The sequence below is a fragment of the Gracilimonas sp. genome (genome assembly GCF_040218225.1).
In the GTDB taxonomy this organism is placed as follows: domain Bacteria; phylum Bacteroidota; class Rhodothermia; order Balneolales; family Balneolaceae; genus Gracilimonas.
In genome coordinates this window covers 578,359-602,092 of sequence record NZ_JAVJQO010000006.1, presented here as the reverse complement: position 1 = coordinate 602,092, position 23,734 = coordinate 578,359, and the positions used below count along the sequence as shown (strand labels likewise).

Below are 23,734 nucleotides of genomic sequence, written 5' to 3'. Positions count from 1 at the left end.
CAATTAAATCAATTGTTTAATGACTTGCAGAAAAAAATACCCCGATAAAAAAATAGGGTAAAAGGATGTTCCACCTCTTACCCCTGGAAGGACATTGAGAATGTTGTGTCATTCTCAAGGCAATGATTAGTTTTCTCTTTGTTAGCTGTTTAGTTAGAGCGATGAAACGCGCACTCCTTACAGATTTTTTGTACTTTTTTAGAAGTTTTTTAAACAATGTCTAAATCATTAAAAATCAATAACGCATATGCGAAGTCTTCCTTTTTCTATCGAAAATTTAAACGGCGGATTCATGAAAGTGGAGGGAATTCTGCGCGTGGAAGGTGAAAATCTGGTGTTTGAATTTCAGAAAAAAGACGCCGTGGTTGAAGCTTATCAGTCTGAACTTAAGACCGTTAAGATTCCACTTTCCGAGCTGGATATGTTTGAGTTTAAAAAAGGGTGGTTCAGCGGAAAACTAATTTTGCATGGGAAAAGGGCCACATCTTTTGGTGAGCTTCCTGGTAAAGATTTAACAGAACGGGTGTTAAAAGTAAAACGAAAACACCGGGATGTGGCCGCTAATATTTCTTCAAATATGAATCTGAAATTGTCTGAGCAAAAACTAAATGAATTGGAAGATTAAGTTATGAGCATCCCTTTTAACTATTCGATGTATGAAACTGATGATGTGAATGTGAAGGTCAAAGAGGTGAAGGGGATCCTGAGTTTCATGGATGGCGAACTACTCTTTGAATACAAGGTGTACGATATGATGGGCAATGGACTGAGTAACCTCTCCAAGTTTTCTATTCAGCTCGATCACATCAAAAAGATAGAGTATAAAAAAGGGTTTTTATTTTTCTCTGGCGGGAAGTTGATCCTGGAGGCGAATCAATGGGCGTTTTTTGAACCGCTGCCAGGTAGTGATCAGGGAAGGGTTAAATTGAATATCAAAAGAAATGATAAAAACGAGGCGATTCGGTTTTCGACTAAACTAAATCTGTATATGTCACAGAAACGCCTCGGAGATATGGAGCATGATTGATGAACGTTCGCTATTTCAGGAATCCTTTCTTGGTCAGTAATTCCGCATTTAAAATAGCTCCGCCAGCTGCACCACGAATAGTGTTATGAGCCATCGCTACAAAGCTGACGTCAAATACTTCTGCTTTTCTGAGCCGGCCCAAATGCAGTTGCATCCCATTTTCCCAATCGGCGTGAAGGCGGGGCTGAGGATATTTTTCCTCTTCATGAAGTTTGTACAACGCTTTAGGTGAAAAGGGGAGATCAAGTTCTCCAACCGGATTTTTATAATGCTTGTATGCTTCTTTGAGTTCTTCCAAATCAGAAGGAGGATTTTCGAGCTTAACCGTAGCTGAAATCATATGCCCATTGATGGAAGGAACTCGTGTAGCCGTTGCCTGAACGGGAAACTTTGGAAGTTTGAGTGTTTCCCCATCCAAGGTGCTCAAAAGCTTGCGGGTTTCAGGGCCTACTTTCGGTTCCTCTCCGGAAATAAAGGGCACCACATTTCCTAAGATGTCCAGACTAGCTACTCCGGGATATCCGGCTCCGGAAACCGCCTGCATCGTGGTTAAAATTAGTGCGTCGATGCCGAATAAATCATGCAGTGGTTTTAGCGCCAGAGATAAAGGCACGGCCACGCAATTTGGGTTGGTCACAATCCAGCCCGAACCGTCTTTTGAAAAAGTTTGGGTCTTGATGAGATTGGCATGATCCGGATTGATTTCCGGTATTAGTAACGGAACGGTGGGATCCTGTCGGTAATTTTTGGCATTCGAAATAACCGGGATACCTGCTTCCGCAAAAGCTTTCTCGATGTCACCAGCCACAGAGGAATCCAGTCCTGAGAACACAAAATCCACTTCGCTGAATTCAGCCGGCTCGCAATTTTTTACCGTTGTTTCCTTGATATGCTCAGGAAGCACCACATCCTCAATCCAGTTGGCGGCGTCTTTATACTTTTTGCCTGCTGAGCGTTCCGAAGCACCAAGGGCTTCAATTTCAAACCAGGGATGTCCCTGAAGCAAGCGAATAAATTTTTGTCCAACGGCACCGGTAGCGCCCAGAATTCCAACTTTCATCATTGTGATTGAGTGAGTATTTAAATCAAAATTTAATGAGCCTGAAAAATAAGCATTCTGTATCCCTTATGTGATACTTTTATTAAAGGTTTTTTCTATAAGATTGATGCGCGTTAGTAATAAATATGTGCCCTTGACAAAGCGGGGAATAGAACACGGATAACACAGATGCGGCTAATTATCAAGGGAATCCTATAATCCTGTAAATCATGGTTCGAAGATACGCATTGTGAACCTTGATTTGTGGGATTAGAGGATTAACAGGATTGTGGTTTTTAGCAATAATGTTAGTTACAACCGTCATTCCTGCGGAGGCAGGAATCTTGTTGCCAGAATTACATCTTTAAGTTATATCAAGCAACTGGGGCTCGCGCTTTCGGCCGAGATGACAACACAGATCGGAGACCATCAGCGGCATCCGTGTTCAATAACCCCCTAAAAATTTCAATACTACCAATCTGTGCTCTATCTTTGGAGCCATGAAATTCATTTATGAAAAGCTCGAAGCAAAATCGCCCAAATTCTATGCATGGCTGGTGTTGGGACTGCTATTTCTGATTTATATCTCCAGCTTTGTAGACCGGCAGATTGTGGCGGTGCTGGGAACGGCTATTCGCGACGACCTTGGATTTTCGAATACGCAAATCGGGTTGCTATACGGACCAGCTTTTTCTCTGATTTATGCCATCTGTGGAATATTCATGGGCTGGTTTGCCGATCAGTTTTCACGAAAACGAATTATTCTCGTCGGGTTATTGATCTGGAGCCTGATGACGGTAGTCAGTGGTTTTGCCAGCTCATTTATATTCCTGGTAACGGCCCGTTTTTTTGTAGGAGTAAGCCAGTCGGCACTGAGTCCGGCCGTGTATTCTTTACTGGCTGATTACTTTCCTCCCGAAAAAAGAGCGCGGGTTTTCTCTTTATATGCATCCGGGATATTTGTGGGTGTTGGTTTGTCATTTCTGATTGGCGGCTCGGTTGCCGAACTCTACGACTGGCGGGTAGCAATGAAAACTGTAGGTTGGCCGGGTCTGATATTAGTGGTCATTGGATTCCTGTTAATTCGGGAACCGAAACGAATATCAAAAGAGGATAAGCGTTCGGTAACTGACTTTTTCAACGTCTTAACATTCATCCTTCAAAAGAAAACGGTGCGGTATCACCTTGCTGGATTTTCCCTGCTGGCCCTGAGCGGATATACCATTCTCGCTTTCATCGGAACGGTGCTTAATGATACATTTGAAATGCCTTCGCTGATCTCACAATACGGCTGGTTTATGTTTGCGACAGGATTAAGCGTGAATGCCTCGGGCTGGCTGGCTGATTATTTCGCTAAAAAATGGGGATCCGAAAAACGCTTTGTCATGGGTATTGTAGCCGCGCTGGGTGGATTACCGTTTTACTATTTCGGGTTGATGGCAGAGTCAGCATTGTTGGCTTTTCTGCTCGTTGGATTCGCCAACGTGATTTCCTCTTCTTACAACGGAGTGGCTGCCGCCCTCATCCAGTATTTTGTGAAATCCGACATGCGTGGAATGGCCGGCGCGGTCTATTTATTTGTGGTGAGTATCGTGGGGTTTGGGATTGGTCCGCCCATAACTGGCTGGATGATCGATCATATCTTTACCGGAGTTTATGGACCTTCAAAAGCGCTGCTGTTGGTATTTACGATTTGTGGGGTGTTGGCCACTTTTTGTTTTCTCCTGGCGATGAAGAGCTATGAACAAGATGTTGTGGAATAGTTTTTTAGGGAGTGAAGGATGATTATTCTGTTGAAATGATGTTTCGCAACACCATAGATTTTTGCTCGTAGGGAGGCTGGTAATTTAAATTTCTTAAAATTTATTGAGATGGATACCAACCAAACTGCAGAAACTCCTTCGTTGTTAGCTATGATATCAGCTCCCGCATTCTGTCTGATTCTCGGAGCAGCGTTACTTCACTTTACTAAAACACCATGGTCATTTGCTACTGGTGGCATAGGTTATTCTCTTTTGCTAGGAGCTGCGATTGGTGTTTTGTTATACATTATTTTAGCTGGGATGAGTCGGTTGCCAATTGCGAAATCTCTTAAACCAATTTTAGCTCAGCTCCGTCCTATGTTTAAGAATATGAATGTTGGACAGGTCCTGATTTTGTCGTTGATGGCGGGAATTGGAGAGGAGGTTTTTTTCAGGGGATTCCTACAAACCTGGCTATCTGGTTTCATGTCGATTGAGCTTGCGATATTGGCTGGAGCCATTGGATTTGGATTACTTCACTTTGCCTCAGTCGGTTACTTTGTTATTACCACTTTGATTGGATTGGCATTGGGTTTCACTTATCACTTCTCCGAAAGCCTGCTTTTGGTAATTACCTGGCACAGTATTTATGATGCACTTGCTATTTGGGTAATCAGCCGTCACCCTGAGTTGATTGGGATTGAAGTGTAATTCTGTATAGTTTTTTCTGCTATCCTAAAAAAATAAATTAGACCCTCTTGCAGAACTGAATTTTTTCATCTACTTTTAAATAAAAAGTACTTTGCATGAAAGAAGAACAAGATTATATCAAAGACATTGCTGAGATTCGCTCTATGATGGAGCGTTCTTCTAAATTTTTATCGCTCTCAGGCTGGGCGGGAATTATGGCCGGTCTATATGCACTGGCTGGAGCTTATGTGGCTTACAGTACCTTTGGTTTTAACCCGGATGAGCTGCTCTATACTTCCCCGAATTTGGTTAACGTGATTTGGCTGGCCATCGGAGTTCTGGTTCTGGCTTTGGTGACCGCCATATATTTCTCCAAACGAAAAGCAGATGGCAATGGGGAAAACATCTGGAATGCCACATCCCGACGACTATTAAGCAGTATGGCGATTCCGTTAGTAGCAGGCGGAGCTCTGATGTTGGTACTTATAGCAAAAGGACTTATTGGTTTGATAGCACCACTGATGTTGTTGTTCTATGGACTCGCACTGGTAAACGCGGGCCGCTATACCATCCCGGAAGTAACATTAATGGGAATGGTACAGATCGCACTGGGCATAGCCGGCGCCTGGTTTATTGGATATGGATTGGTGCTTTGGGCCGTTGGCTTCGGCGCGATTCATATTGTTTACGGAATGTACATGCACTTCAGGTATGAGCGGTGATCAGCAGTGAACGTATCCTTTGATGATCTACATAAAGCATTTGAGAGCAGGGTCCGGCTGGGGATTATGTCAGCACTGGCGGTCAACGATTCGCTCGATTTCAGCGCGTTAAAGGAATTCCTGGATGTGACAGACGGCAACCTGGCCACGCACATCAAAAAGCTGGAAAAGGAGGGGTTTATCGAAGTGGAAAAATCCTTCATCGATAACAAGCCCAACACCAAGTATTCCATGACTAAGGAAGGGAAAAAAGCCTTTGGCAACTACCTGAACGTGATGGAAGAAATTATAAAAGCACAAAAACAATCATGAAAACAACGAACTATAAAATGCAGAAATTACTGTCTATGCTAACGACCCTGTTTGGGTTTATACTGCTGGTATTTATGATTGTAGTAGAGGATGAACCGGGTGCGATTCCACTGCTTTTGATTGTAGCCGGAACCGTGTGGTTTTTCATCATTCGCTCGAAGATTAAATCACAGCAAATTTATTCTCAGTAAAAAATTTAACCAACTACTTTGCAATTCAAAGCACTTTCAATAAATAAAATGCAAGAGGTCTAACTTATGAATACAGAACACCCCTTATCCAAGTCAATCCTTTATCTTACAGTAGTAACGTCGGCAATCCTGTTGATTCCCTTTCTGGCTATGCAATTTACTTCCGAAGTAGTGTGGACGTTAAGTGATTTCGTCTTTGCTGGTATCCTTATGTTCGGAACAGGCTTCACATACCTGTTCGTAACAAGAAAATCTCATACTACTGCTTATCGGGTAGCAGTTGGTTTTGCGCTTGGAACCGGATTCTTTCTTATTTGGTCAAACCTCGCGGTTGGGATTATCGGTTCAGAAGACAACTTCATCAATCTATTCTATTTCGGAGTGATTGCAATCGGGATTATTGGAGCGTTAATTGCCCGTTTTGAAGCAGAAGGAATGACTATTACGTTATTTGTCGCTGCTTTTGCTCAAGCAGTAATAGCAGCTGCGGCAATATTTGGTGGGTATTATCAATCGCCTCCTAGTTCTGTTATGGAGATACTTGCTGTGAATGGATTCTTCATTACTTTATGGATTGTATCTGCTTTGCTGTTCAGATATGCTGCACAGAATGAAGCCGAAGAACATCAATCAGAATAGGGTAATACCGAAAACAGTTTTACTTATTAAATTCAAAATGAAAAATTAAAAACAGGGGCTCTTTTTGTCATATCGAGCGGAGCGAGATATCTAAAGATGGGCTTATAAACACTCCTTAGATTTCTCTGTCGACAAGCTCCTTCGAAATAACAAATCCCCCATTTTTAATTTTGAATTTTTCATTCTTAATCCAACACCATCATGAAAAACTTAAAACATTCTTTAGGTACCCGGCTCTTTATCATTGCCTTTCTAACGCTGATACTGCTCATCCCTGCACTTCTGATTCAAAGCCTGATCTCAGAGCGGGAAAACCGGAGAGATTCTGTAGCAAATGAAATCAGCCAAAAGTGGGGCAGTGAGCAAGTCTTGGTTGGGCCGGTTATCAGTGTTCCGTACAAATATTATTTCAATAGTGAAGACAAAGTGGAGCAAACTATACGGTATGCTCATTTCCTGCCGGAAAATTTAAATGTGACAGGATCTATAACAACAGAAGTACGATACCGGGGCATTTATAAAGTGATTGTCTATAACAGCGACTTATCTATATCTGGTAACTTTCCATCTATCGACTTGAATGGATTTAAGGTGCCGGTTGAGGACTTCTTGATTCATGATGCATTTGTTTCAGTGGGAATCTCTGATATGACCGGGATTAAAGATTTTGTGAACATAAAGTGGAATGACAATGAATACCTGGCAAATCCGGGCATTGAATCCAATGATGTGCTGGCCTCCGGGATTTCCATTTCACCGGACCTTTCTACCGGAGAAAAGTATGAGTTCAGTTTTGATCTGAACTTAAACGGAAGCACAGGGCTGCATTTTTCCCCGGTTGGAAAGCAAACCAACATTAACCTTTCATCCGACTGGTCAAATCCTAGTTTTACGGGAAATTTTTTGCCGTCTGAAAGAGAAGTAACGGATGCCGGGTTTAATTCAGAATGGAACGTACTGCATCTGAACCGGAATTTCTCACAGCAGTGGTTAGGGCCAAACCAGGAGGTGACGAATACCATGTTTGGGGTTGAGTTGTTGCTTGCGGTAGATGAATATCAGAAAACCATGCGTACAGCCAAGTATGCAATCATGTTCATTTCGCTAACCTTCCTGACGTTCTTCATGATTGAATTGTTGAGTAAGAAAATTATTCACCCCATTCAATACCTGTTGATAGGTTTTGCCTTGCTGATCTTTTACACCCTGCTTTTGTCAATTTCAGAATACGTGGTGTTTCAACTTGCCTACCTGATTGCAGCCGCTGCGATTATTGGGTTGATTACCATCTATTCCTATAGCGTATTGTCTGACAAGCTTAAATCAGGAATTATTTTCGGAGTACTAATCATCCTGTATGGCTATCTCTACATTTTACTGCAATTACAGGATTATGCATTATTGCTGGGAAGCCTTGGGTTATTTGTAGTACTGTCCGTTGTGATGTACTTAACAAGAAATATCAACTGGTTTGAAATCATGAGCAGTCAGGGTGAAGATGTTGTCGAATCCTGATAAATAATTTTGGCCTGGAAATAAAAAAAGCAGCCTGATTAGAGGCTGCTTTTTAATATCAAAATGTGTGATTGAACTTACCTAAGATCAAAACGATCCAGGTTCATTACCTTATTCCAGGCTTTAACGAAGTCTTTTACAAACTTCTCTTCTGATTCTCCGCTTCCATAAACTTCTGCAAGGGCACGTAGTTCAGAATTTGAACCAAAGATCAGGTCGGCACGGGTGCCGCTCCATTTCACATCACCGGTTTTACGGTCACTCCCAACAAACACATCCTGCTTATCGGTAGTTGCCTGCCAGGTTGTATTCATATCCAACAGGTTTTTGAAGAAGTCGTTAGTAAGGGTTCCCGGATTATCGGTAAAAACACCTTTTTTGGAACCGTCATAATTGGTTTCCAATACACGCATTCCTCCAAGCAACACCGTCATTTCCGGTGGAGTCAAAGAAAGTAGCTGGGCTTTATCAACCAGCATTTCTTCCTGAGTGGTATTATGCTTAGGATTGTAGTAATTACGGAATCCGTCAGCAGGGGGCTCTAACCAGGCAAATGACTCTTCATCTGTCTGCTCAGCGGTTGCATCAGTACGTCCCGGGGTGAATGGTACGGTGATGTCATGCCCGGCATCCTTGGCTGCTTTCTCAATAGCAGCGACGCCACCCAATACAATCAGGTCGGCGATAGAAACTTTCTTATCGCCTGACTGATCTTCATTAAACCACTGCTGAATGCTTTCAAGCGTATTCAGCACTTTGTTGAGTTGTTCGGGATTATTTACTTCCCAGTCTTTTTGAGGAGCCAGTCGGATACGCGCACCATTTGCTCCGCCTCGCTTATCTGATTGTCGATAAGTGGATGCGGAAGCCCACGCAGTTGAAACCAATTCAGATACTGACAATCCAGCATCAAGAATTTTTTCTTTCAATTGTGCAATGTCTTCATCATTGATTAGTTCGTGATCCACTTCCGGAATAGGATCCTGCCATAGCAATTCTTCTTCAGGAACTTCCGGTCCAATTAGCAGTGATTTTGGTCCCATATCCCGGTGAGTAAGTTTGTACCAGGCACGTGCGAACGCATCGGCAAATTCATCCGGGTTCTCATAAAAGCGGCGAGATATTTTCTCGTACGCCGGATCTTCTTTCAGGGAAAGATCGGTTGTCAACATGAACGGAGCATGCTTCTTGTCCGGGTCATGAGCATCAGGAACGGTGCCTTCGCCGGCTCCGTCTTTAGGTCTCCATTGCCATGCACCTGCAGGACTCTTATACTTTTCCCAATCATATTCGAAGAGGTTTTCAAAGAACTTGTTACTCCACTGGGTAGGAGTTTGTGTCCAGGCTCCCTCCAGTCCACTACTTACGGTATCAGCTCCTTTCCCGGAACCATAGTTGCTTGTCCAGCCAATTCCCTGTTGTTCAATGGGTGCTGCTTCAGGTTCCGGCCCTTTATGGGATTCGGGAGCAGCACCGTGGGTTTTACCAAAGGTGTGTCCACCGGCAATCAGAGCAACCGTTTCTTCGTCGTTCATCGCCATACGGGCAAATGTTTGTCGAATGTACTCTGCAGCTTTTTTAGGATCAGGTTCGCCATTTGGGCCTTCAGGATTCACGTAGATCAATCCCATGTGGTCGGCGCCAAGTGGTTCCTCGAGGGTTCCATCATCAGTATGGCGTTGGTCGGCCAGCCATTCACCTTCAGAACCCCAGTAAATATCTTCTTCTGGTTCCCAAACATCTTTACGTCCGCCCCCAAAGCCAAAGGTCTCAAAGCCCATGGACTCAAGTGCGACATTCCCAGCCAGGATCATCAAATCTCCCCAGGAGAGTTTATTTCCATATTTCTGCTTCACGGGCCACAGCAATAAGCGTGCTTTATCAAGGTTTACGTTATCTGGCCAGCTATTTAGAGGGGCAAAACGCTGGTTTCCGGTGCTTCCACCACCACGGCCGTCAACTACACGGTACGTTCCGGCGCTATGCCAGGCCATTCGAATCATCAAGGGACCATAATGTCCATAATCGGCTGGCCACCATTCTTGTGAATCGGTCATCAGATCAGTAAGATCTTTTTTCACTTCCGCCAGATCCAGTTTTTTGAATTCTTCTTCGTAGTCAAAGTCTTCACCCATTGGGTCAGACTTGGAAGAATGCTGGCGAAGGATGTTCAGGTTTAATTTATTTGGCCACCATTCCCGGTTATTGGTGCCACCACCGGCCGTTTCTCGTAAAGAGCCATTATGAAATGGGCACTTACTTATATCACCGGATGGTTCTGAATCATTTACTTTATATGTTCCTGCCTTATTTGCAGAACTTTCATTTTTATCAGCCATAATAACTCCATTAATTTCTTTTCAATATAACTTAAAGAAAGGAAATACTCGGGTACCGATAAAATCAATAAACCTTTAAGCCGTGATAGGTTTTGTTTATTGAAAATAAAAAAGGCTCTAAAAAACCCTGACCAGGTTGACCTCAAAGATAAGGTTGGCGTTTGGTGGAACATCGTCGCCGGCACCACTACTTCCGTATCCATAAGATGATGGGATAAAGAGAGTAATACTTCCGCCTTCTTCGATCAGGGGTATACCAACCTGCCAGCCAGTGATAAGGCGAGTTAGCGGGAAGGCTACGTTTTTGCCATCGCTATCATCAAATACACTGCCATCGGATAGCAATCTACCTTCATAACTGAAGGTTATCTGATCGCACAGAGTAGCTCTTTTCCCATCTCCGGGTTCATTTATGATATATCTTAGACCCGATTTATGAACCTGCGCTTCAATATTGTTTTCTGTGAGATAGGCTTCAATTTCTTCAATATCTAACTGCAACTGATCCTGGTTTACGGCTGTGTTGGGTTTTTGACCACAACCATCGTTATTAATGCAGGAAGTGGTAGCAAAAAGCAGAAAAAGTGCGGGAACTAAAACTTTGTTTAATTTGGATGAATGCATCAGGTCTAAAGGTCAATTTGTTTTTCGAAAGCTGAAAAGATAAGCGGTTCAGAATTAAGAAGAACAATTTTCTGCACAAAAAAATCGCTCCAACACAGAGCGCAGGAGCGAGATAAATGTACTTTATGTTGGTTTAACTAAACGTCATTCAGGGCTTCATTCAAAGCCTGGAGGCTTTTCTTGGCATCACCGAAAAACATCTGGTTGTTTTCGTCATAAAAAAGCGGGTTGTCGATACCTTGGCTAAGACTTTTCTTATGCACGAAAGAAGTAAATTCAAAATTAATTTGTAACATTTGCCCTCATTGCGTATCGAATATTTAGTGTCTAAATCAAGAAAAAAATAGTTAAGAGATATGTTCAAAGACCGCTATTTGCTCCTTTTTTTATGCTGTTCTGTTTACATGACTGGTTGTAGCTTGTTAGGTGATGATAAAAAAGAAGTTCCCTTTAAAAACCCGGTATATGCAAATGTATTTTTTGAAAAGACCCACAAAAACGGAGCCCCGGTGCATGGCATTGTGGCTATTAATTATGACAATCCTAAAGAGTTTAAACTCCTTGCGAGTGGAAAGTCCGCCTATAATAATCTGCGGTTATCTCCCGATGGAGAAAAGCTGATTTATACGGATAAATATGAAACAGGACTGGGCTCCGTACCTCAACATGGGTTATTTAACACCAGAACCGGAAAAAAAGAATTACTATTCCAAATATTTGAAGGTGAAAAGGTAGAGCTCGTTGGCCATGAAAGTATTGATGTGGTATGGAATATGGATAGCGAGGGATTTTACTTTACCAATCCGGCGCAGTCTTTTAGCGCTTTACAATCCGTTTTTTATTACAACCTGAAAACCCGAAAAGTAGAGATCATAAAAGGCTCTCCACCTTTTGCCATTTATCCCCATGATATTATTTCATCGGATACTTTAATTGTATTTTCCAATGAATTTGAGACACTAGAATTTTATCTGATGGGAATAGATGGGAAATACATTTATAAAATCAACAATTCATTTATAAGCGGTATAAATGAAGATGGTATTACAAAGAGAGGTGTTTTTGATTTGGCTTGGAATGACTCACTGAGTCTTATTGCAGCAGGATATATAAACGGAGATAAATTTGATGGCTACAAAATAATCGTTACGGACTTAGAAGGTAAAGTGTTCAATGAGTTTGGGAATGGAAGTTATCTGAACAGTAATCCCATGTGGACTAAAGATGGAAATCTCATATTTACTGAGCGTAGAAACCTTTATAACAATCAAATAAATTCAGAGTTGAAGAAAATTGATCTCGAAACAGGGGAAATTACTCCGTTCTTCTCCAGGCGGGAGTACCCCCAAATCACTGGCATTGGTACCAGCGACCAATAACTAACATGAGTGAGTAAGCGTTACACATCATTCAATGCTTCATTCAAAGCCTGCAGGCTTTTCTTGGCATCACCGAAAAACATCTGGTTGTTTTCAGCATAAAAAAGCGGGTTGTCGATACCTGCGTAACCTGGACTTAAGCTTCGTTTAAATACAATGGTACGCTTGGCTTCATCCACATTCAGGATAGGCATGCCATAAATGGGACTTCCAGGCTCTGTTTTGGCAACCGGATTTACCACATCATTTGCGCCAATCACCAGTACTACGTCTGTTGTTTTGAATTCAGGATTGATTTGATCCATATCCAGCAGCTGATCGTAAGGTACATCGGCTTCAGCGAGTAGCACATTCATGTGTCCGGGCATTCGTCCGGCTACAGGGTGAATGCCATATTTAACCTGCACGCCGCGGTCTTCCAGCTTACCTGCTACTTCTTTGATAATATGCTGAGCCTGTGCTACGGCTAATCCATATCCCGGTACAATGATTACTTTGGAAGCATAGGCAACCTGAATAGCTAAATCTTCAGCTGAAGTTTCGCGGACGGTTTTGTCGCCTTCTTCACCGCTTCCGGAGCTTCCGGCTGCCGCACCAAAGGCTCCGAAAATCACATTGGTGAGCGAGCGGTTCATGGCTTTACACATAATTTGTGTAAGTATTAGTCCGGCTGCTCCTACAAGGGCACCGGCAATAATGAGCAGATTATTGCCAATTACGAATCCAGCCATAGATGCTGCAATTCCTGAATAGGAGTTCAGAAGTGAAATAACAACAGGCATGTCGGCACCGCCAATTGGGATGACTGATGTGATTCCAATCAGTAGAGAAAGCCCCAGAATTACCCAGAAGATAGTTTGATTGGTGGGATCGAAAGTAAAGACTCCGATAAGGGCTACCACTCCAATCATCGATCCAATATTGATAACATTCAACCCGGGAAAGGTGATGGCATTGCCTGAAATAAAGCCCTTTAGTTTACCAAAGGCGATGAAGCTACCTGTAAAAGTGAGTGCCCCGATAAAAATACCCAATCCCGTTGTTACCAGACTGTCAGGTGTCATTGTTGTTGGGTCGGTTAGCCGGGAAAATTCGCCCCAAGCGACTAAAGCAGAAGCACCTCCGCCAAACCCATTAAACACGGCAACAAGTTCCGGCATGGCTGTCATGGCCACTTTTTTGGCGAGAACGGCACCGATCAAACTACCAATTACGACGCCGGCTATAATCCATTCAAAAGAAATTATTTGCTGATCGAACAGAGTGACGACAATTCCAATCAACATCCCAATAGCTGCATATTGATTACCCTTACGGGCGGTGGCGGGGGAGTTCAATAACTTCAACCCGCGAATAAAATAGAAAGTCGCTATCAGGTAGATGATTTGAATGGTATCTGGCAAAAAGGGAATAAAAGCGTCTGGCAAAAACTGACTCATTTGTCATCCTCCTTTTTCTTGAACATCTCCAGCATGCGGTCGGTAACCATAAATCCGCCCACCACATTTATGGTGGCAAAAACGATGGCTACAAACCCGATAATTTGACTCATCTGTGAATCAACACCAGAGTGACCGGCCACAATTAAGGCACCAACTATGGTGATTCCCGAGATGGCATTGGCACCCGACATTAACGGGGTATGCAGGGTTGGAGGAACTTTAGAAATAAGTTCAAAGCCGATAAAACAGGCAAGAACAAAAATGAATAAAGAAAAAATTAAGGCTGACATATTGTGTATGAATTTTGAACATCGAATGTCGAACATCCAACTTCGAAGTCCGGTGTTCTTTGTTCGATGTTTATTTCAACATAGGACTTACGGTTTTACCCTGATGGGTAATCGTAGTTTTAAGTAGAATTTCGTCTTCAAAATCGAAGTTTGCCTGGCCCTCTTTAATGAGAAGATTAAGCAGTGCATACATATTCTTGGAGTAGAGCTTACTGGCATGATGGGAAAGCTGACTTGGCAGGTTTATCGGTCCAACTATTTTAACATCATGTTTAATGACTGTTTTTCCAGCTTCAGTCAATTCACAGTTACCTCCATTTTCTGCAGCCAAATCAACAATTACAGAACCTGGAGCCATGTCTTTCACCATTTGTTCGGTTACAAGAAGTGGTGCGGGTCGGCCAGGAATCAGTGCAGTTGTAATAATGATATCAGATTTTCTGGCATGTTTGTGAATGGCTTCCCGCTGTAGGTCTTGCTTGCTTTTATCAAGCTCTTTGGCATAACCACCTTCAGTCTGGGTGTCTTCATCTCCAAGTTCAACTTCAACAAATTTAGCTCCTAAACTTTCGACTTGTTCTTTGACCTCCGGTCGGATATCAAAAGCTTCTACTACAGCACCCAACCGTTTGCTGGTAGCTATAGCCTGAAGTCCGGCCACTCCGGCACCTAAAACCAGAGCCTTGGAGGGGGGGATGGTTCCTGCGGCAGTCATCATCATGGGCAGATACTTATCCAGCTCATTGGCAGCAATTAAGGCAGACTTATAGCCGGCAATGGAACTCATTGAAGATAAGGCATCCATGTTTTGTGCCCGGGATATACGTGGGACAGCATCCATCCCTAAAGAGGAAATTCCAAGTTCTTTGAGTGTTTCGACTAATTCAGGGTGTTGAAGGGCCCAAAGAAAGCAAACTAAGATCGCTCCCTTTTTAAGTTTCTTAAGTTCTTCATCGGAAGGAGTTTGAATAGTTAAAAGAACATCGGCATTTGAAAGAACCTCCTCACGGCTGGATGCTACTTTAGCTCCAGACTCTTCATAATGCTTATTCAGGAAATTAGATGAAAGTCCGGCATCTTTCTCTACCCAAACTTCTAAATCTTGTTTAACCAGTTGATCGGTGACTTCAGGCGTAAGTGCAACCCGTCGTTCATGTTCTGCCGTTTCCTTTAAAACTCCAACAATCACTTTTTTATCCTCCGTTAAAACATTTTGAATAACATAATGAAATCGGTGAATATCACAAATATTGTTGGGAGCGCTTTTTTAAATGGATTTATGAATGATGTTATCATGTAAGAGCACGTATCCGCCAGGTGTGTAAGAAATACTGGATTAAAAGCATCTGTACATTTGGTATGAACGTTGAACATTTATCATGATAACATAAGCTTGTTCTATGAATTTGATAGAGAATTAGACAGACTATTTTGTTATCAAAACCTTATTATTGAAGTCGAATTAATAAAAGATTTGAAATATGGAAGATATTGCTGGAAAAACATTTGACGTAGTAATTGTAGGAAGTGGGCCTGCAGGATTAACAGCTGCCCTGTATGCGGCACGTGCTGATTTAAGCCCTTTGGTTTTTGAAGGTCCTGAACCTGGTGGTCAACTTATGACGACCACAGATGTTGAAAATTTCCCTGGTTATCCGGAAGGTGTAATGGGGCCAAAGATGATGCAGGATTTCCGCGAGCAGGCCACCCGTTTTGGGGCCGACTGCAGGTATGGTTTTGTGTCTGATATCGATTTCAGTAAGCGTCCTTACAAAATTACCGTAGATGAAAAAACCGAACTTTTTGCCAATGCAATTATCGCTTCGACTGGAGCTTCTGCAAAATGGCTACACCTGGAAAGCGAGCAGAAACTGAGAGGAAAAGGTGTTTCAGCGTGTGCAACTTGTGACGGAGCTTTCTTTCGCGATCAGCATGTAGTTGTAGTTGGTGGTGGTGATACAGCCATGGAAGAGGCAACTTTCCTTACCAAGTTTGCCAGCAAAGTAACCGTTGTTCATCGTCGGGATGAACTCCGAGCCTCCAAAGCAATGCAGACCCGTGCATTCAATAATGATAAAATTGAATTTATGTGGGACAGCGAACTGATTGAAGTACTTGGCGACAAAGTTGTGGATGGTGTGAAAATCAAGAATAGTAACACTGGAGAAGTAACAGAATTAGATGATGTAACCGGAGTTTTTGTAGCTATTGGGCACAAGCCAAATACAGATTTGTTTAAAGGAGTTGTTGAAATGGACGACGTGGGCTACATCAAAACAAAAGGCCAATCTACTGAGACTGACCTTCCCGGTTTATTTGCCTGTGGCGATGCTATGGATGCCGTTTACCGACAGGCAGTGACAGCTGCTGGAACCGGATGTAAAGCTGCTCTTGATGCCGAACGTTATTTAGGTGAGCTGGAAAGCGAAGAAGCCATCGCTGAATCACACTGGAAGTAAGGGGATTGATGATATAGTGATACGGTGAGGATTGATAAAATTCACCATATCACCTAATCACTATATCACTTCTTTTTCTTACCAACCGTTTTTTCTTCCTTTTCCTCTTCTTCAGAATCAGAGTCTTCATTCTTAGACTTTGACTTAGATTTGGTTTTGGCTTCTTCCTCTTCCTGCTCGTCTTCATCTTTTATATCAATGAATTCAGCATCAACTGAGTATTCGTCGTCATCAGTAACCTCTCTTTCTACAATAATCTGGTAGTCGTTGATAAACATGGCAAACATTCCAATAGCTGAAATCACGGGAGCCATCGCACCAATCAAAGCTGCTCCACTCACTCCAAAAGCCAGCTGGGTCTGAAATTTAATCTCCCCTTCTTTGTCCTTGATAATCAGTTTTCTGGCGCTTCCTTCTTTGATTAAGTTTCTGATCTGTTTGATCACTTCATTAACGCCGCCCTGGATTTCCTGGTAGATCGTTTTAGCCTTCTCTTTCGCTTCTTCTTTTTTCATGATATGTGTGATTTATGAATTTTTTTGTAAGGAATTGGATTCTCACCGCTCTAACTACGTAAACACAATAAAAAAGATTCAGGTACAAAACATGCTTTCAAGAGTTTATTGCGCATCTACGGTCGGGGTAGATGCCAAGATCATCGATGTAGAAACGCATCACACGAATGGAATGGTGAAATTCTTTTTAGTTGGATTACCCGACCGGGCTGTTAAAGAATCCCGGGATCGGGTTGAGGCAGCCATCCGAAACACCGGTTCCTACTATCCGCTGGGTAGAATTACTGCAAATCTGGCTCCTGCCGATTTGCCCAAAGAAGGAAATGGTTTTGATCTTCCTCTGGCGATCGGAATTCTGAATATGTCGGGGCAAATTCACACCGACAAGTTAGATGATACCGTGATGCTGGGTGAGCTGGCGCTTGATGGACAGATTCGACCGGTAAAAGGAGTGCTTCCAGTTGCAGTGGAAGCGGCAAGAAAGGGTTTTAAATATTTGGTTGTACCAAAAGAGAATGGAGGAGAAGCAGCTGTAGTAGAAGGCATCGAAGTATTTCCATTTGAGCATATGAATCAGGTTAAAGACTGGCTGGAGAACCGGGGAAATATTGATCCACTCAGAAGTAATGTGCAGGAGTATTTTCATCAAAATGGAAAACACAATCCTTTGGACTTTAGCGATGTACGCGGACAGGAAAATGTAAAACGTGCGCTAGAAATTGCCGCAGCCGGCGGCCATAATGTGATTATGGTTGGGCCACCCGGCTCAGGTAAAACCATGATGGCTCGCCGCATTCCAACAATCTTACCTCCGCTTACTTTAGAGGAAGCTCTTGAAACAACGAAGATTCATTCAGTATCTGGAATATTGGAATCCGGAAAAGCACTTATTACCAAAAGACAATTCCGGTCACCGCATCATACCGTTTCGGATGTGGCTTTGGTTGGTGGCGGGAGCATTCCCATGCCGGGAGAAATATCTATGGCTCATAATGGAGTGCTGTTTCTGGATGAACTTCCGGAATTTAAGCGAAGTGCTCTGGAGGTAATGCGTCAGCCGCTGGAAGATGGCAGCGTATCAATATCGAGGGCACGGATGAGTGTAACATACCCTAGCCGTGTGATGCTGGTAGCTTCCATGAACCCATCTCCATCAGGTGATTGGTACGATCCGCAGGAAATGAATGGAACCAGCTCAATGCAAATGCAGCGCTATCTTAGCAAGATAAGTGGCCCGCTTTTAGACCGGATTGACCTTCACATAGAGGTGCATAAAGTCAGCTACGAAGAACTTTCAGGAAAGGCGAAGGGCGAATCTTCCAAGGACATTCGGGAGCGTGTGGTAGAAGCGAGGAAGATTCAGTCCAAGCGGTTTATGGGAATGAAAGGAGTCTATTGCAATGCGCAGATGAGTACGAGAACGGTTCGAAAAGTATGCAAGCTGGATGATGCCGGATCATCTATCCTTAAAAAAGCGATTACTTCATTGGGGCTTTCCGCCCGCGCTTATGACCGGATTTTGAAGGTCTCCCGGACGGTTGCTGATCTTGATCACTCTGAAGATATAAAGGCCAACCATGTAGCTGAAGCTATTCAATATCGAAGCTTAGATAGAGAAGGGTGGTTGGGATAAGAACACCGAACAAGGAACATCGAATGTTGTACACTAAACTATTACTTATGAAAAAGGTAAAATATGATTTACAGGAAAGGCTGATAAATTTTTCAGTTATGATATTGGAAATTGTTGATCAACTTCCTAAAACAGTTGTGGGGACTCATTTTGCGAAGCAATTGGTAAAAAGTGGAACATCACCGGCATTTCATCATGGGGAAGCACAAAGTGCAGAATCAAGAAAGGATTTCATTCACAAATTAAAAATAGCAGTAAAGGAGCTTAGAGAGACTCAGGTCAATATATCCATACTAAAAAAGAGAAGAATATTAGCTGATCTGATTCTGGACGAAACCTTAAAAGAGAACAACGAACTCATCTCGATTTTTGTAAAAAGCATCCAAACGGCGAGAAACAACCTAACAAGGTGAAACTTAAACGTTCGATGTTCCTTGTTGAATGTTCACATGTTTATGCGGTGTAAAGAGAGAATGATTTATTTAAAATTAAAGTTGATGAAACTAAATCCGTCATCAGCGGTAAATACTTAGAAAGGAGACGGTTATGAGAAACAGAACGGCATATTGGAGAGGCGGACTGGTATTTAGTTTACCGGTATTAATTATTCTGATTTATTTATTATTAGTTCTATAAATCGGTTGATTCAAGCGTTGAAATTGGATAAGCTTTCTCTTCTAATTAACCCAAGATCACGCTGATATTTTGTCCACTTTTGTTGATGTAGCTTTACCGGCAGCAGTCCGAAAGCAATTTACTTATCATGTACCAAAAGAGCTTATGAATACCGTTCAGGCCGGGCAGCGTGTATGGATTCCATTTAGAAATTACTATGCCATCGGGGTGATTGTAGGTGTTCACAATCAAACGCCGTCCTTCAAAACAAAGCCCATTCGTAAAATACTGGATGAAGAGCCGCTTTTATCAGGAGAACTTTTACAACTCACCGAATGGATATCCAGGTTTTATTACAGCAGCTGGGGTGAAACTATACAGGCTGCTCTTCCTGCAGGACTCAATTTCGTTTCCCGAAAGTATCTTAAAGTTTCTGATTCGGTGGGCAAAAGAGAGTTGGAAGAAGATGAAAAAGAAATTGCTACAGATCTTCGACAATCCGATATAACACTTAAAGAAGCTAAAAAAAGATACAAGGGTACAGGCCTGAATAAAGTATTCTCAAAGCTTTTAAAAAATAAAGTGATTGAGATTTGGGAAGAGCCGGATTTAAAAGTAACGGTTGCAACCGAACGGGAATGGATTTGGGGCAAAGGAAAAGACGAAGAATCGGTGCAGGAGTTTTTAGAAAGTGATGAGTCTAACAATGATTTAAAATGGATTTCTGCTTTAGCCCAAATCGCTGATAAAATCCCCATTCGTCAATCTGAGATTTCTGAAGACTCGGTTTTAACATCCTATACTCTCAAAAAACTACGAGATGAAGGTTGGATCACTTATCGGGAAGTTGAAAAGAAGAACGAGATTGATCATCTGGAATATGAACCAGAATCCATTAAAATACTGAACGAGGATCAGCAAAAAGCTTTTGTGCAAATCAGTGATTCACTGACTAAAGAAGAATTTGCGAACTATTTACTTTTCGGGATTACAGGAAGTGGTAAAACCGAAGTCTATATTCATGCTCTTAAACAGGTAGTTGAAAGTGGAAAAGGTGGAATTGTATTGGTTCCTGAGATTGCCCTTACACCACAAACGGTATCCCGGTTTTACAGGATTTTTGGTAATAAAATCGCCGTTCTTCACAGCCGTATGACAAACCGTGAACGACTACAGGCATGGAAAGACCTGAACTCGGGCAAAAAAAACATTGCCATTGGTCCCAGATCGGCTGTCTTTGCACCGGTTCAGAATCTTGGGCTTATCATTTTGGATGAAGAACACGACAGTTCTTACAAACAAATGGACCCGGCACCGAGGTACCATGCCCGAGAAACGGCTATTGTTCGTGCTAAGAAAAATGATTCCGTTGTCATAATGGGCTCGGCCACACCTAGTATGCAGGCATTGAATATGGCTGCCAAAGGAAAATGTGAGCTTTTGGAGCTAAAAGAACGTCATGCACACGCAAAGTTACCGGCTGTAGAAGTACTGGATTTGAAACAGTATAAAGGAGCTATGCGGGGTGAATTGGCTGTTCCTCTTTTTATGGCAATAGAAGAAGCACTGAAGAAAAAAGAACAGATTATTTTGCTCTATAATCGGCGTGGGTATGCCAGTTACTTGCAATGCGAAGACTGCGGGCATATTCCTCAAAGTCCCGAGTGTTCCGTTAGTTTGACTTATCACAAAAGAAAGAATCTGTTGATATGCCATTACTCGGGGTACTCTCGTCGGGCAGATACCAACTGTGAAGAATGTGGTTCTGTAAATTTGAAAGTGCAAGGGTCAGGCACCCAAAATATTGAAGAGCAACTTGAGGATTTATTTCCGGAAGCCAAAGCGATTCGCTTTGACCGTGACTCAACCTCCCGAAAAGGAGCTCACGAACAAATTCTGAATACGTTCGGGGAAGGGAAAGCAGATATACTCATTGGCACACAGTTGGTCGCAAAGGGACTTGATTTCCCAAATGTAACCGTAGTTGGTGTCATTGATACAGATACGGAATTAGCTTTTCCATCTTTTCAGGCTACAGAGAGAATGTATCAGCTACTCAGTCAGGTTTCAGGAAGATCCGGAAGAGGTGAAAAAGCCGGAACCGTATTTTTACAATCCAGACAACCGGAAAACCCGGCCATTCAGTTTGCCAAAAAGCATGATCACCGTGGTTTTGCCAGGCAGGAAATGGAGTTTCGAAAACCACTGTATTATCCGCCTTATTCACGCTTAATCCGGTTTGAGCTTAAATCAACAAAAGAACAAGAGGTAAGTCAGGCTGCACATCAGCTTACCTCATCTATAGGCAGAGTGATTCCGGAACTGCCTGTTTTAGGCCCTTCACCAGGTGCAATTCCATGGATGAATAAAAAATATATCTGGGAAGTGACTCTGAAAATAGACCCCGAAAAAGGGGCGGGGTATATAGAAGCTGTAATTAAAAAAATTATGGATGTATATGAAGCCGAAACAAAAGGCAGATTTTCATACGTACGGGTAAATGTAAATGTGGACGCCATCCAATAAAAAGCCGGTTCAAAAAACTTGCAAAAGGGTACACAAAGTCGGTATTTAGGGGTGAATAAAATTCAACCCATCTAATTTACCGACTATGGGAGAAGAGCGCGTTAAGCTTGCAGACGATAACGAACAGGTGCAAAACTTCATGAAGCATGTGTTCCGCGATTTGCGGGCCCTTAAAACCATGCTTGAAGACGACTGGTTTGAGACCGATACCATTAGGATAGGAGCCGAGCAAGAACTATGTATGGTTGATCCCCATGGAAAAGTATTTCCCAGGTCAATGGAGGTATTAGAGGCACTTGGGGAAGGTAATTACACAACAGAGTTTGCCCGATTCAACCTGGAAATCAACATGGAGCCATTGGAGTTTACCGGCAACAGTCTTTCACAGATGGAGCATAACCTTCATAAAGATGTTGAACACGTTCGGGAAACCGTTCGGGAAATGGGTGGCGATATTTTGTTGACAGGTATCCTGCCGACCATCCGGAAAATGGATGTAGATATCAAAAACCTGACGCCACTGCAACGGTATGAAGCTCTTTGTGAAGCCATAAACAGGTTAAGAGGAAAAGAGTTTGAGCTTCGCATTCAGGGAATGGACGAGCTGCTAATGAGATTTGATTCGCCGCTTTTGGAAGCCTGTAACACAGGTTTTCAGGTGCATTTGCAAGTCAAGCCTGACGAATTTGTAAACCGATACAATATCGCGCAGGCGGTAACGGCTCCGGTTTTAGCATGTGCGGTAAACTCACCGGTTTTGTTTGGGAAGAGGCTATGGGCTGAAACCCGTGTAGCTCTTTTCCACCAATCTATTGATACCCGGCAGGTTGGAGAGCATCTTCGGGATTCCAGTCCGCGGGTAACGTTTGGGAATCAATGGCTGGAAGACAGTATTCTGGATATCTATAAAGAAGATATTTCCCGCTATCGGGTTATGCTGAGCGCTGAAGTTGAAGAGGAAGTGGAGCAGCTAATGAAAGAAGGAAAAGCTCCAAAACTAATGGCGCTGAATGTGCATAATTCTTCTGTTTACAGATGGAATCGTCCATGTTATGGAGTTGGAAATGGGAAACCACACCTAAGAATTGAAAACAGGATTTTCCCATCTGGACCAACCGTAGTTGATGAGGTGGCGAATGCTGCATTTTGGCTTGGTTTGTTGAACGGGTTTGAAGATGAATATGCGGATATAACTCAGGAATTAGACTTTGATGATGCCCGGATGAATTTCTTTGCCGCCTCAAAGCTTGGATTGGATACCAAGTTTGTGTGGACCGGTGATCGCAAGATCACAGCGGTTGATTTGATTAAAGAGGAATTGATACCGATTGCTAAGCACGGCCTTCAAAAAGCAGATATTAATAAATCTGATATTGATACCTATTTAGGTGTAATTGGTGATCGGGTAGATTCTGCTCAGACAGGGTCATATTGGGTGGTGAAGTCATACGGAAACCTTATCAAAAAAGGAAATCGTGAGCAAACGCTTTCAGCTATTACCAATGCCATGATCAAGAATCAGAAAAAAGGTGAACCAGCACATAAATGGGGACTGGCAAAAATTGAAGACATGGAGCATTGGAAGCCATCAAAATTGATGGTAGAAGAGTTTATGACTACAGATTTATTTACAGTGAGAAAAGATGATATCCTGGAGTTTGTAGCCAATTTATTGGATTGGAGACGTATCAGATATGTGCCTGTAGAGGATGATCATAAGCATCTGGTTGGACTTATAACCATGAGGAAAGTGTTACGTGAGTACACGAAAGTGGTGAATGAAGATGAAGAAGCTTCAATCAATCAAACAGTAGATGATATCATGGAACAAAATCCGGTGACCATTCATCCGGAAGCCTCTATTATGGAAGCCATGGAAATTATGCAGGACCAAAAAATCGGATGCCTTCCGGTTGTTAAAAACAGTCGGTTGGTAGGGGTGATTACGGAAGACAACTTCATGAATATTACAAGGCGATTGCTTCAGGTTTTGGCAAACGATAAAAACAAAGATAACGAAAAAGACTAACGATAA

General features: G+C 42.6%; 23 protein-coding genes. 15 read left to right on the top strand and 8 right to left on the bottom strand.

Features of this window, described 5'->3' with window-relative positions; all coding sequences use genetic code 11:
* The first annotated feature begins 247 nt into the window (after window positions 1-247).
* Window positions 248-625 carry a hypothetical protein gene (locus RIB15_RS09930; protein ID WP_350201992.1) on the top strand — a complete coding sequence of 126 codons (378 nt, stop codon included), beginning with the start codon at window positions 248-250 and terminating at the stop codon, window positions 623-625.
* 3 nt (window positions 626-628) lie between these two features.
* On the top strand, window positions 629-1,027 hold the full coding sequence (locus RIB15_RS09925; protein WP_350201991.1) for a hypothetical protein: 399 nt from the start codon (window positions 629-631) through the stop codon (window positions 1,025-1,027).
* A 10-nt stretch (window positions 1,028-1,037) separates the two neighbouring features.
* Here RIB15_RS09925 and asd read toward each other — a convergent pair whose 3' ends face one another.
* Window positions 1,038-2,090: an aspartate-semialdehyde dehydrogenase gene (asd, locus tag RIB15_RS09920; RefSeq protein WP_350201990.1), complete on the bottom strand. Its 1,053-nt coding sequence runs from the start codon at window positions 2,088-2,090 to the stop codon at window positions 1,038-1,040.
* Between the two features lie 476 nt (window positions 2,091-2,566).
* Here asd and RIB15_RS09915 point away from each other — a divergent pair, with 476 nt between their 5' ends.
* The 7 genes from RIB15_RS09915 to creD all read left to right on the top strand — a co-directional run bounded on the left by RIB15_RS09915 (window position 2,567) and on the right by creD (window position 7,877).
* Window positions 2,567-3,829, top strand: coding sequence for a spinster family MFS transporter (locus RIB15_RS09915; protein WP_350201989.1), 1,263 nt, complete (start codon window positions 2,567-2,569; stop codon window positions 3,827-3,829).
* Window positions 3,830-3,937: 108 nt separating this feature from the next.
* A complete protein-coding gene (locus RIB15_RS09910; protein ID WP_350201988.1) occupies window positions 3,938-4,519 on the top strand; it encodes a CPBP family intramembrane glutamic endopeptidase in 582 nt (193 codons plus the stop codon).
* Window positions 4,520-4,614: 95 nt separating this feature from the next.
* Entirely contained in the window at window positions 4,615-5,220 is a 606-nt protein-coding gene (locus tag RIB15_RS09905; RefSeq protein ID WP_350201987.1) for a hypothetical protein, read from the top strand.
* A 6-nt stretch (window positions 5,221-5,226) separates the two neighbouring features.
* Complete coding sequence (locus RIB15_RS09900; RefSeq protein WP_350201986.1) at window positions 5,227-5,532, top strand: winged helix-turn-helix domain-containing protein; 306 nt, start codon at window positions 5,227-5,229, stop codon at window positions 5,530-5,532.
* Window positions 5,529-5,723 carry a hypothetical protein gene (locus tag RIB15_RS09895; protein WP_350201985.1) on the top strand — a complete coding sequence of 65 codons (195 nt, stop codon included), beginning with the start codon at window positions 5,529-5,531 and terminating at the stop codon, window positions 5,721-5,723. The genes RIB15_RS09900 and RIB15_RS09895 overlap by 4 nt, the downstream gene beginning before the upstream one ends.
* A 66-nt stretch (window positions 5,724-5,789) precedes the next feature.
* Entirely contained in the window at window positions 5,790-6,362 is a 573-nt protein-coding gene (locus RIB15_RS09890; RefSeq protein WP_350201984.1) for a hypothetical protein, read from the top strand.
* Window positions 6,363-6,563: 201 nt separating this feature from the next.
* Window positions 6,564-7,877 (top strand): cell envelope integrity protein CreD, encoded by a 1,314-nt coding sequence (gene creD / locus RIB15_RS09885; RefSeq protein WP_350201983.1) that lies wholly within the window; start codon window positions 6,564-6,566, stop codon window positions 7,875-7,877.
* Window positions 7,878-7,954: 77 nt separating this feature from the next.
* Here the strand turns inward: creD and katG are convergent, their stop codons facing one another.
* From katG to RIB15_RS09870, 3 genes are all read right to left on the bottom strand, one after another.
* On the bottom strand, window positions 7,955-10,216 hold the full coding sequence (gene katG / locus RIB15_RS09880) for a catalase/peroxidase HPI (protein WP_350201982.1): 2,262 nt from the start codon (window positions 10,214-10,216) through the stop codon (window positions 7,955-7,957).
* Between the two features lie 117 nt (window positions 10,217-10,333).
* Window positions 10,334-10,840, bottom strand: a complete 507-nt coding sequence (locus RIB15_RS09875) for an FKBP-type peptidyl-prolyl cis-trans isomerase (protein WP_350201981.1) — start codon at window positions 10,838-10,840, stop codon at window positions 10,334-10,336.
* Window positions 10,841-10,977: 137 nt separating this feature from the next.
* A complete protein-coding gene (locus RIB15_RS09870; RefSeq protein WP_350201980.1) occupies window positions 10,978-11,136 on the bottom strand; it encodes an NAD(P)(+) transhydrogenase (Re/Si-specific) subunit beta in 159 nt (52 codons plus the stop codon).
* Between the two features lie 108 nt (window positions 11,137-11,244).
* Here RIB15_RS09870 and RIB15_RS09865 point away from each other — a divergent pair, with 108 nt between their 5' ends.
* The gene (locus tag RIB15_RS09865; protein ID WP_350201979.1) at window positions 11,245-12,219 is read left to right on the top strand and encodes a hypothetical protein; all 975 of its coding nucleotides are present in this window, start codon (window positions 11,245-11,247) and stop codon (window positions 12,217-12,219) included.
* Window positions 12,220-12,239: 20 nt separating this feature from the next.
* Here the strand turns inward: RIB15_RS09865 and RIB15_RS09860 are convergent, their stop codons facing one another.
* The 3 genes from RIB15_RS09860 to RIB15_RS09850 form a co-directional block, all read right to left on the bottom strand.
* Window positions 12,240-13,658 (bottom strand): NAD(P)(+) transhydrogenase (Re/Si-specific) subunit beta, encoded by a 1,419-nt coding sequence (locus tag RIB15_RS09860; protein ID WP_350201978.1) that lies wholly within the window; start codon window positions 13,656-13,658, stop codon window positions 12,240-12,242.
* A complete protein-coding gene (locus RIB15_RS09855; protein WP_255133190.1) occupies window positions 13,655-13,951 on the bottom strand; it encodes an NAD(P) transhydrogenase subunit alpha part 2 in 297 nt (98 codons plus the stop codon). Before RIB15_RS09855 ends, RIB15_RS09860 begins: the two co-directional genes overlap by 4 nt.
* Window positions 13,952-14,021: 70 nt before the next feature.
* Entirely contained in the window at window positions 14,022-15,140 is a 1,119-nt protein-coding gene (locus RIB15_RS09850) for a Re/Si-specific NAD(P)(+) transhydrogenase subunit alpha (protein WP_350201977.1), read from the bottom strand.
* A 292-nt stretch (window positions 15,141-15,432) separates the two neighbouring features.
* Between RIB15_RS09850 and trxB the strand changes: the two genes are divergently transcribed.
* On the top strand, window positions 15,433-16,410 hold the full coding sequence (trxB, locus tag RIB15_RS09845; RefSeq protein WP_350201976.1) for a thioredoxin-disulfide reductase: 978 nt from the start codon (window positions 15,433-15,435) through the stop codon (window positions 16,408-16,410).
* Between the two features lie 65 nt (window positions 16,411-16,475).
* Here the strand turns inward: trxB and RIB15_RS09840 are convergent, their stop codons facing one another.
* Window positions 16,476-16,925 (bottom strand): DUF4342 domain-containing protein, encoded by a 450-nt coding sequence (locus RIB15_RS09840; RefSeq protein WP_350201974.1) that lies wholly within the window; start codon window positions 16,923-16,925, stop codon window positions 16,476-16,478.
* A 91-nt stretch (window positions 16,926-17,016) separates the two neighbouring features.
* Here RIB15_RS09840 and RIB15_RS09835 point away from each other — a divergent pair, with 91 nt between their 5' ends.
* From RIB15_RS09835 to RIB15_RS09820, 4 genes are all read left to right on the top strand, one after another.
* Window positions 17,017-18,558: a YifB family Mg chelatase-like AAA ATPase gene (locus tag RIB15_RS09835; protein WP_350201973.1), complete on the top strand. Its 1,542-nt coding sequence runs from the start codon at window positions 17,017-17,019 to the stop codon at window positions 18,556-18,558.
* Between the two features lie 47 nt (window positions 18,559-18,605).
* Window positions 18,606-18,971 carry a four helix bundle protein gene (locus RIB15_RS09830; RefSeq protein WP_350201972.1) on the top strand — a complete coding sequence of 122 codons (366 nt, stop codon included), beginning with the start codon at window positions 18,606-18,608 and terminating at the stop codon, window positions 18,969-18,971.
* Between the two features lie 292 nt (window positions 18,972-19,263).
* Window positions 19,264-21,699, top strand: a complete 2,436-nt coding sequence (gene priA, locus RIB15_RS09825) for a replication restart helicase PriA (RefSeq protein WP_350201971.1) — start codon at window positions 19,264-19,266, stop codon at window positions 21,697-21,699.
* Between the two features lie 85 nt (window positions 21,700-21,784).
* On the top strand, window positions 21,785-23,728 hold the full coding sequence (locus RIB15_RS09820) for a CBS domain-containing protein (protein WP_350201970.1): 1,944 nt from the start codon (window positions 21,785-21,787) through the stop codon (window positions 23,726-23,728).
* Window positions 23,729-23,734 lie beyond the last annotated feature (6 nt).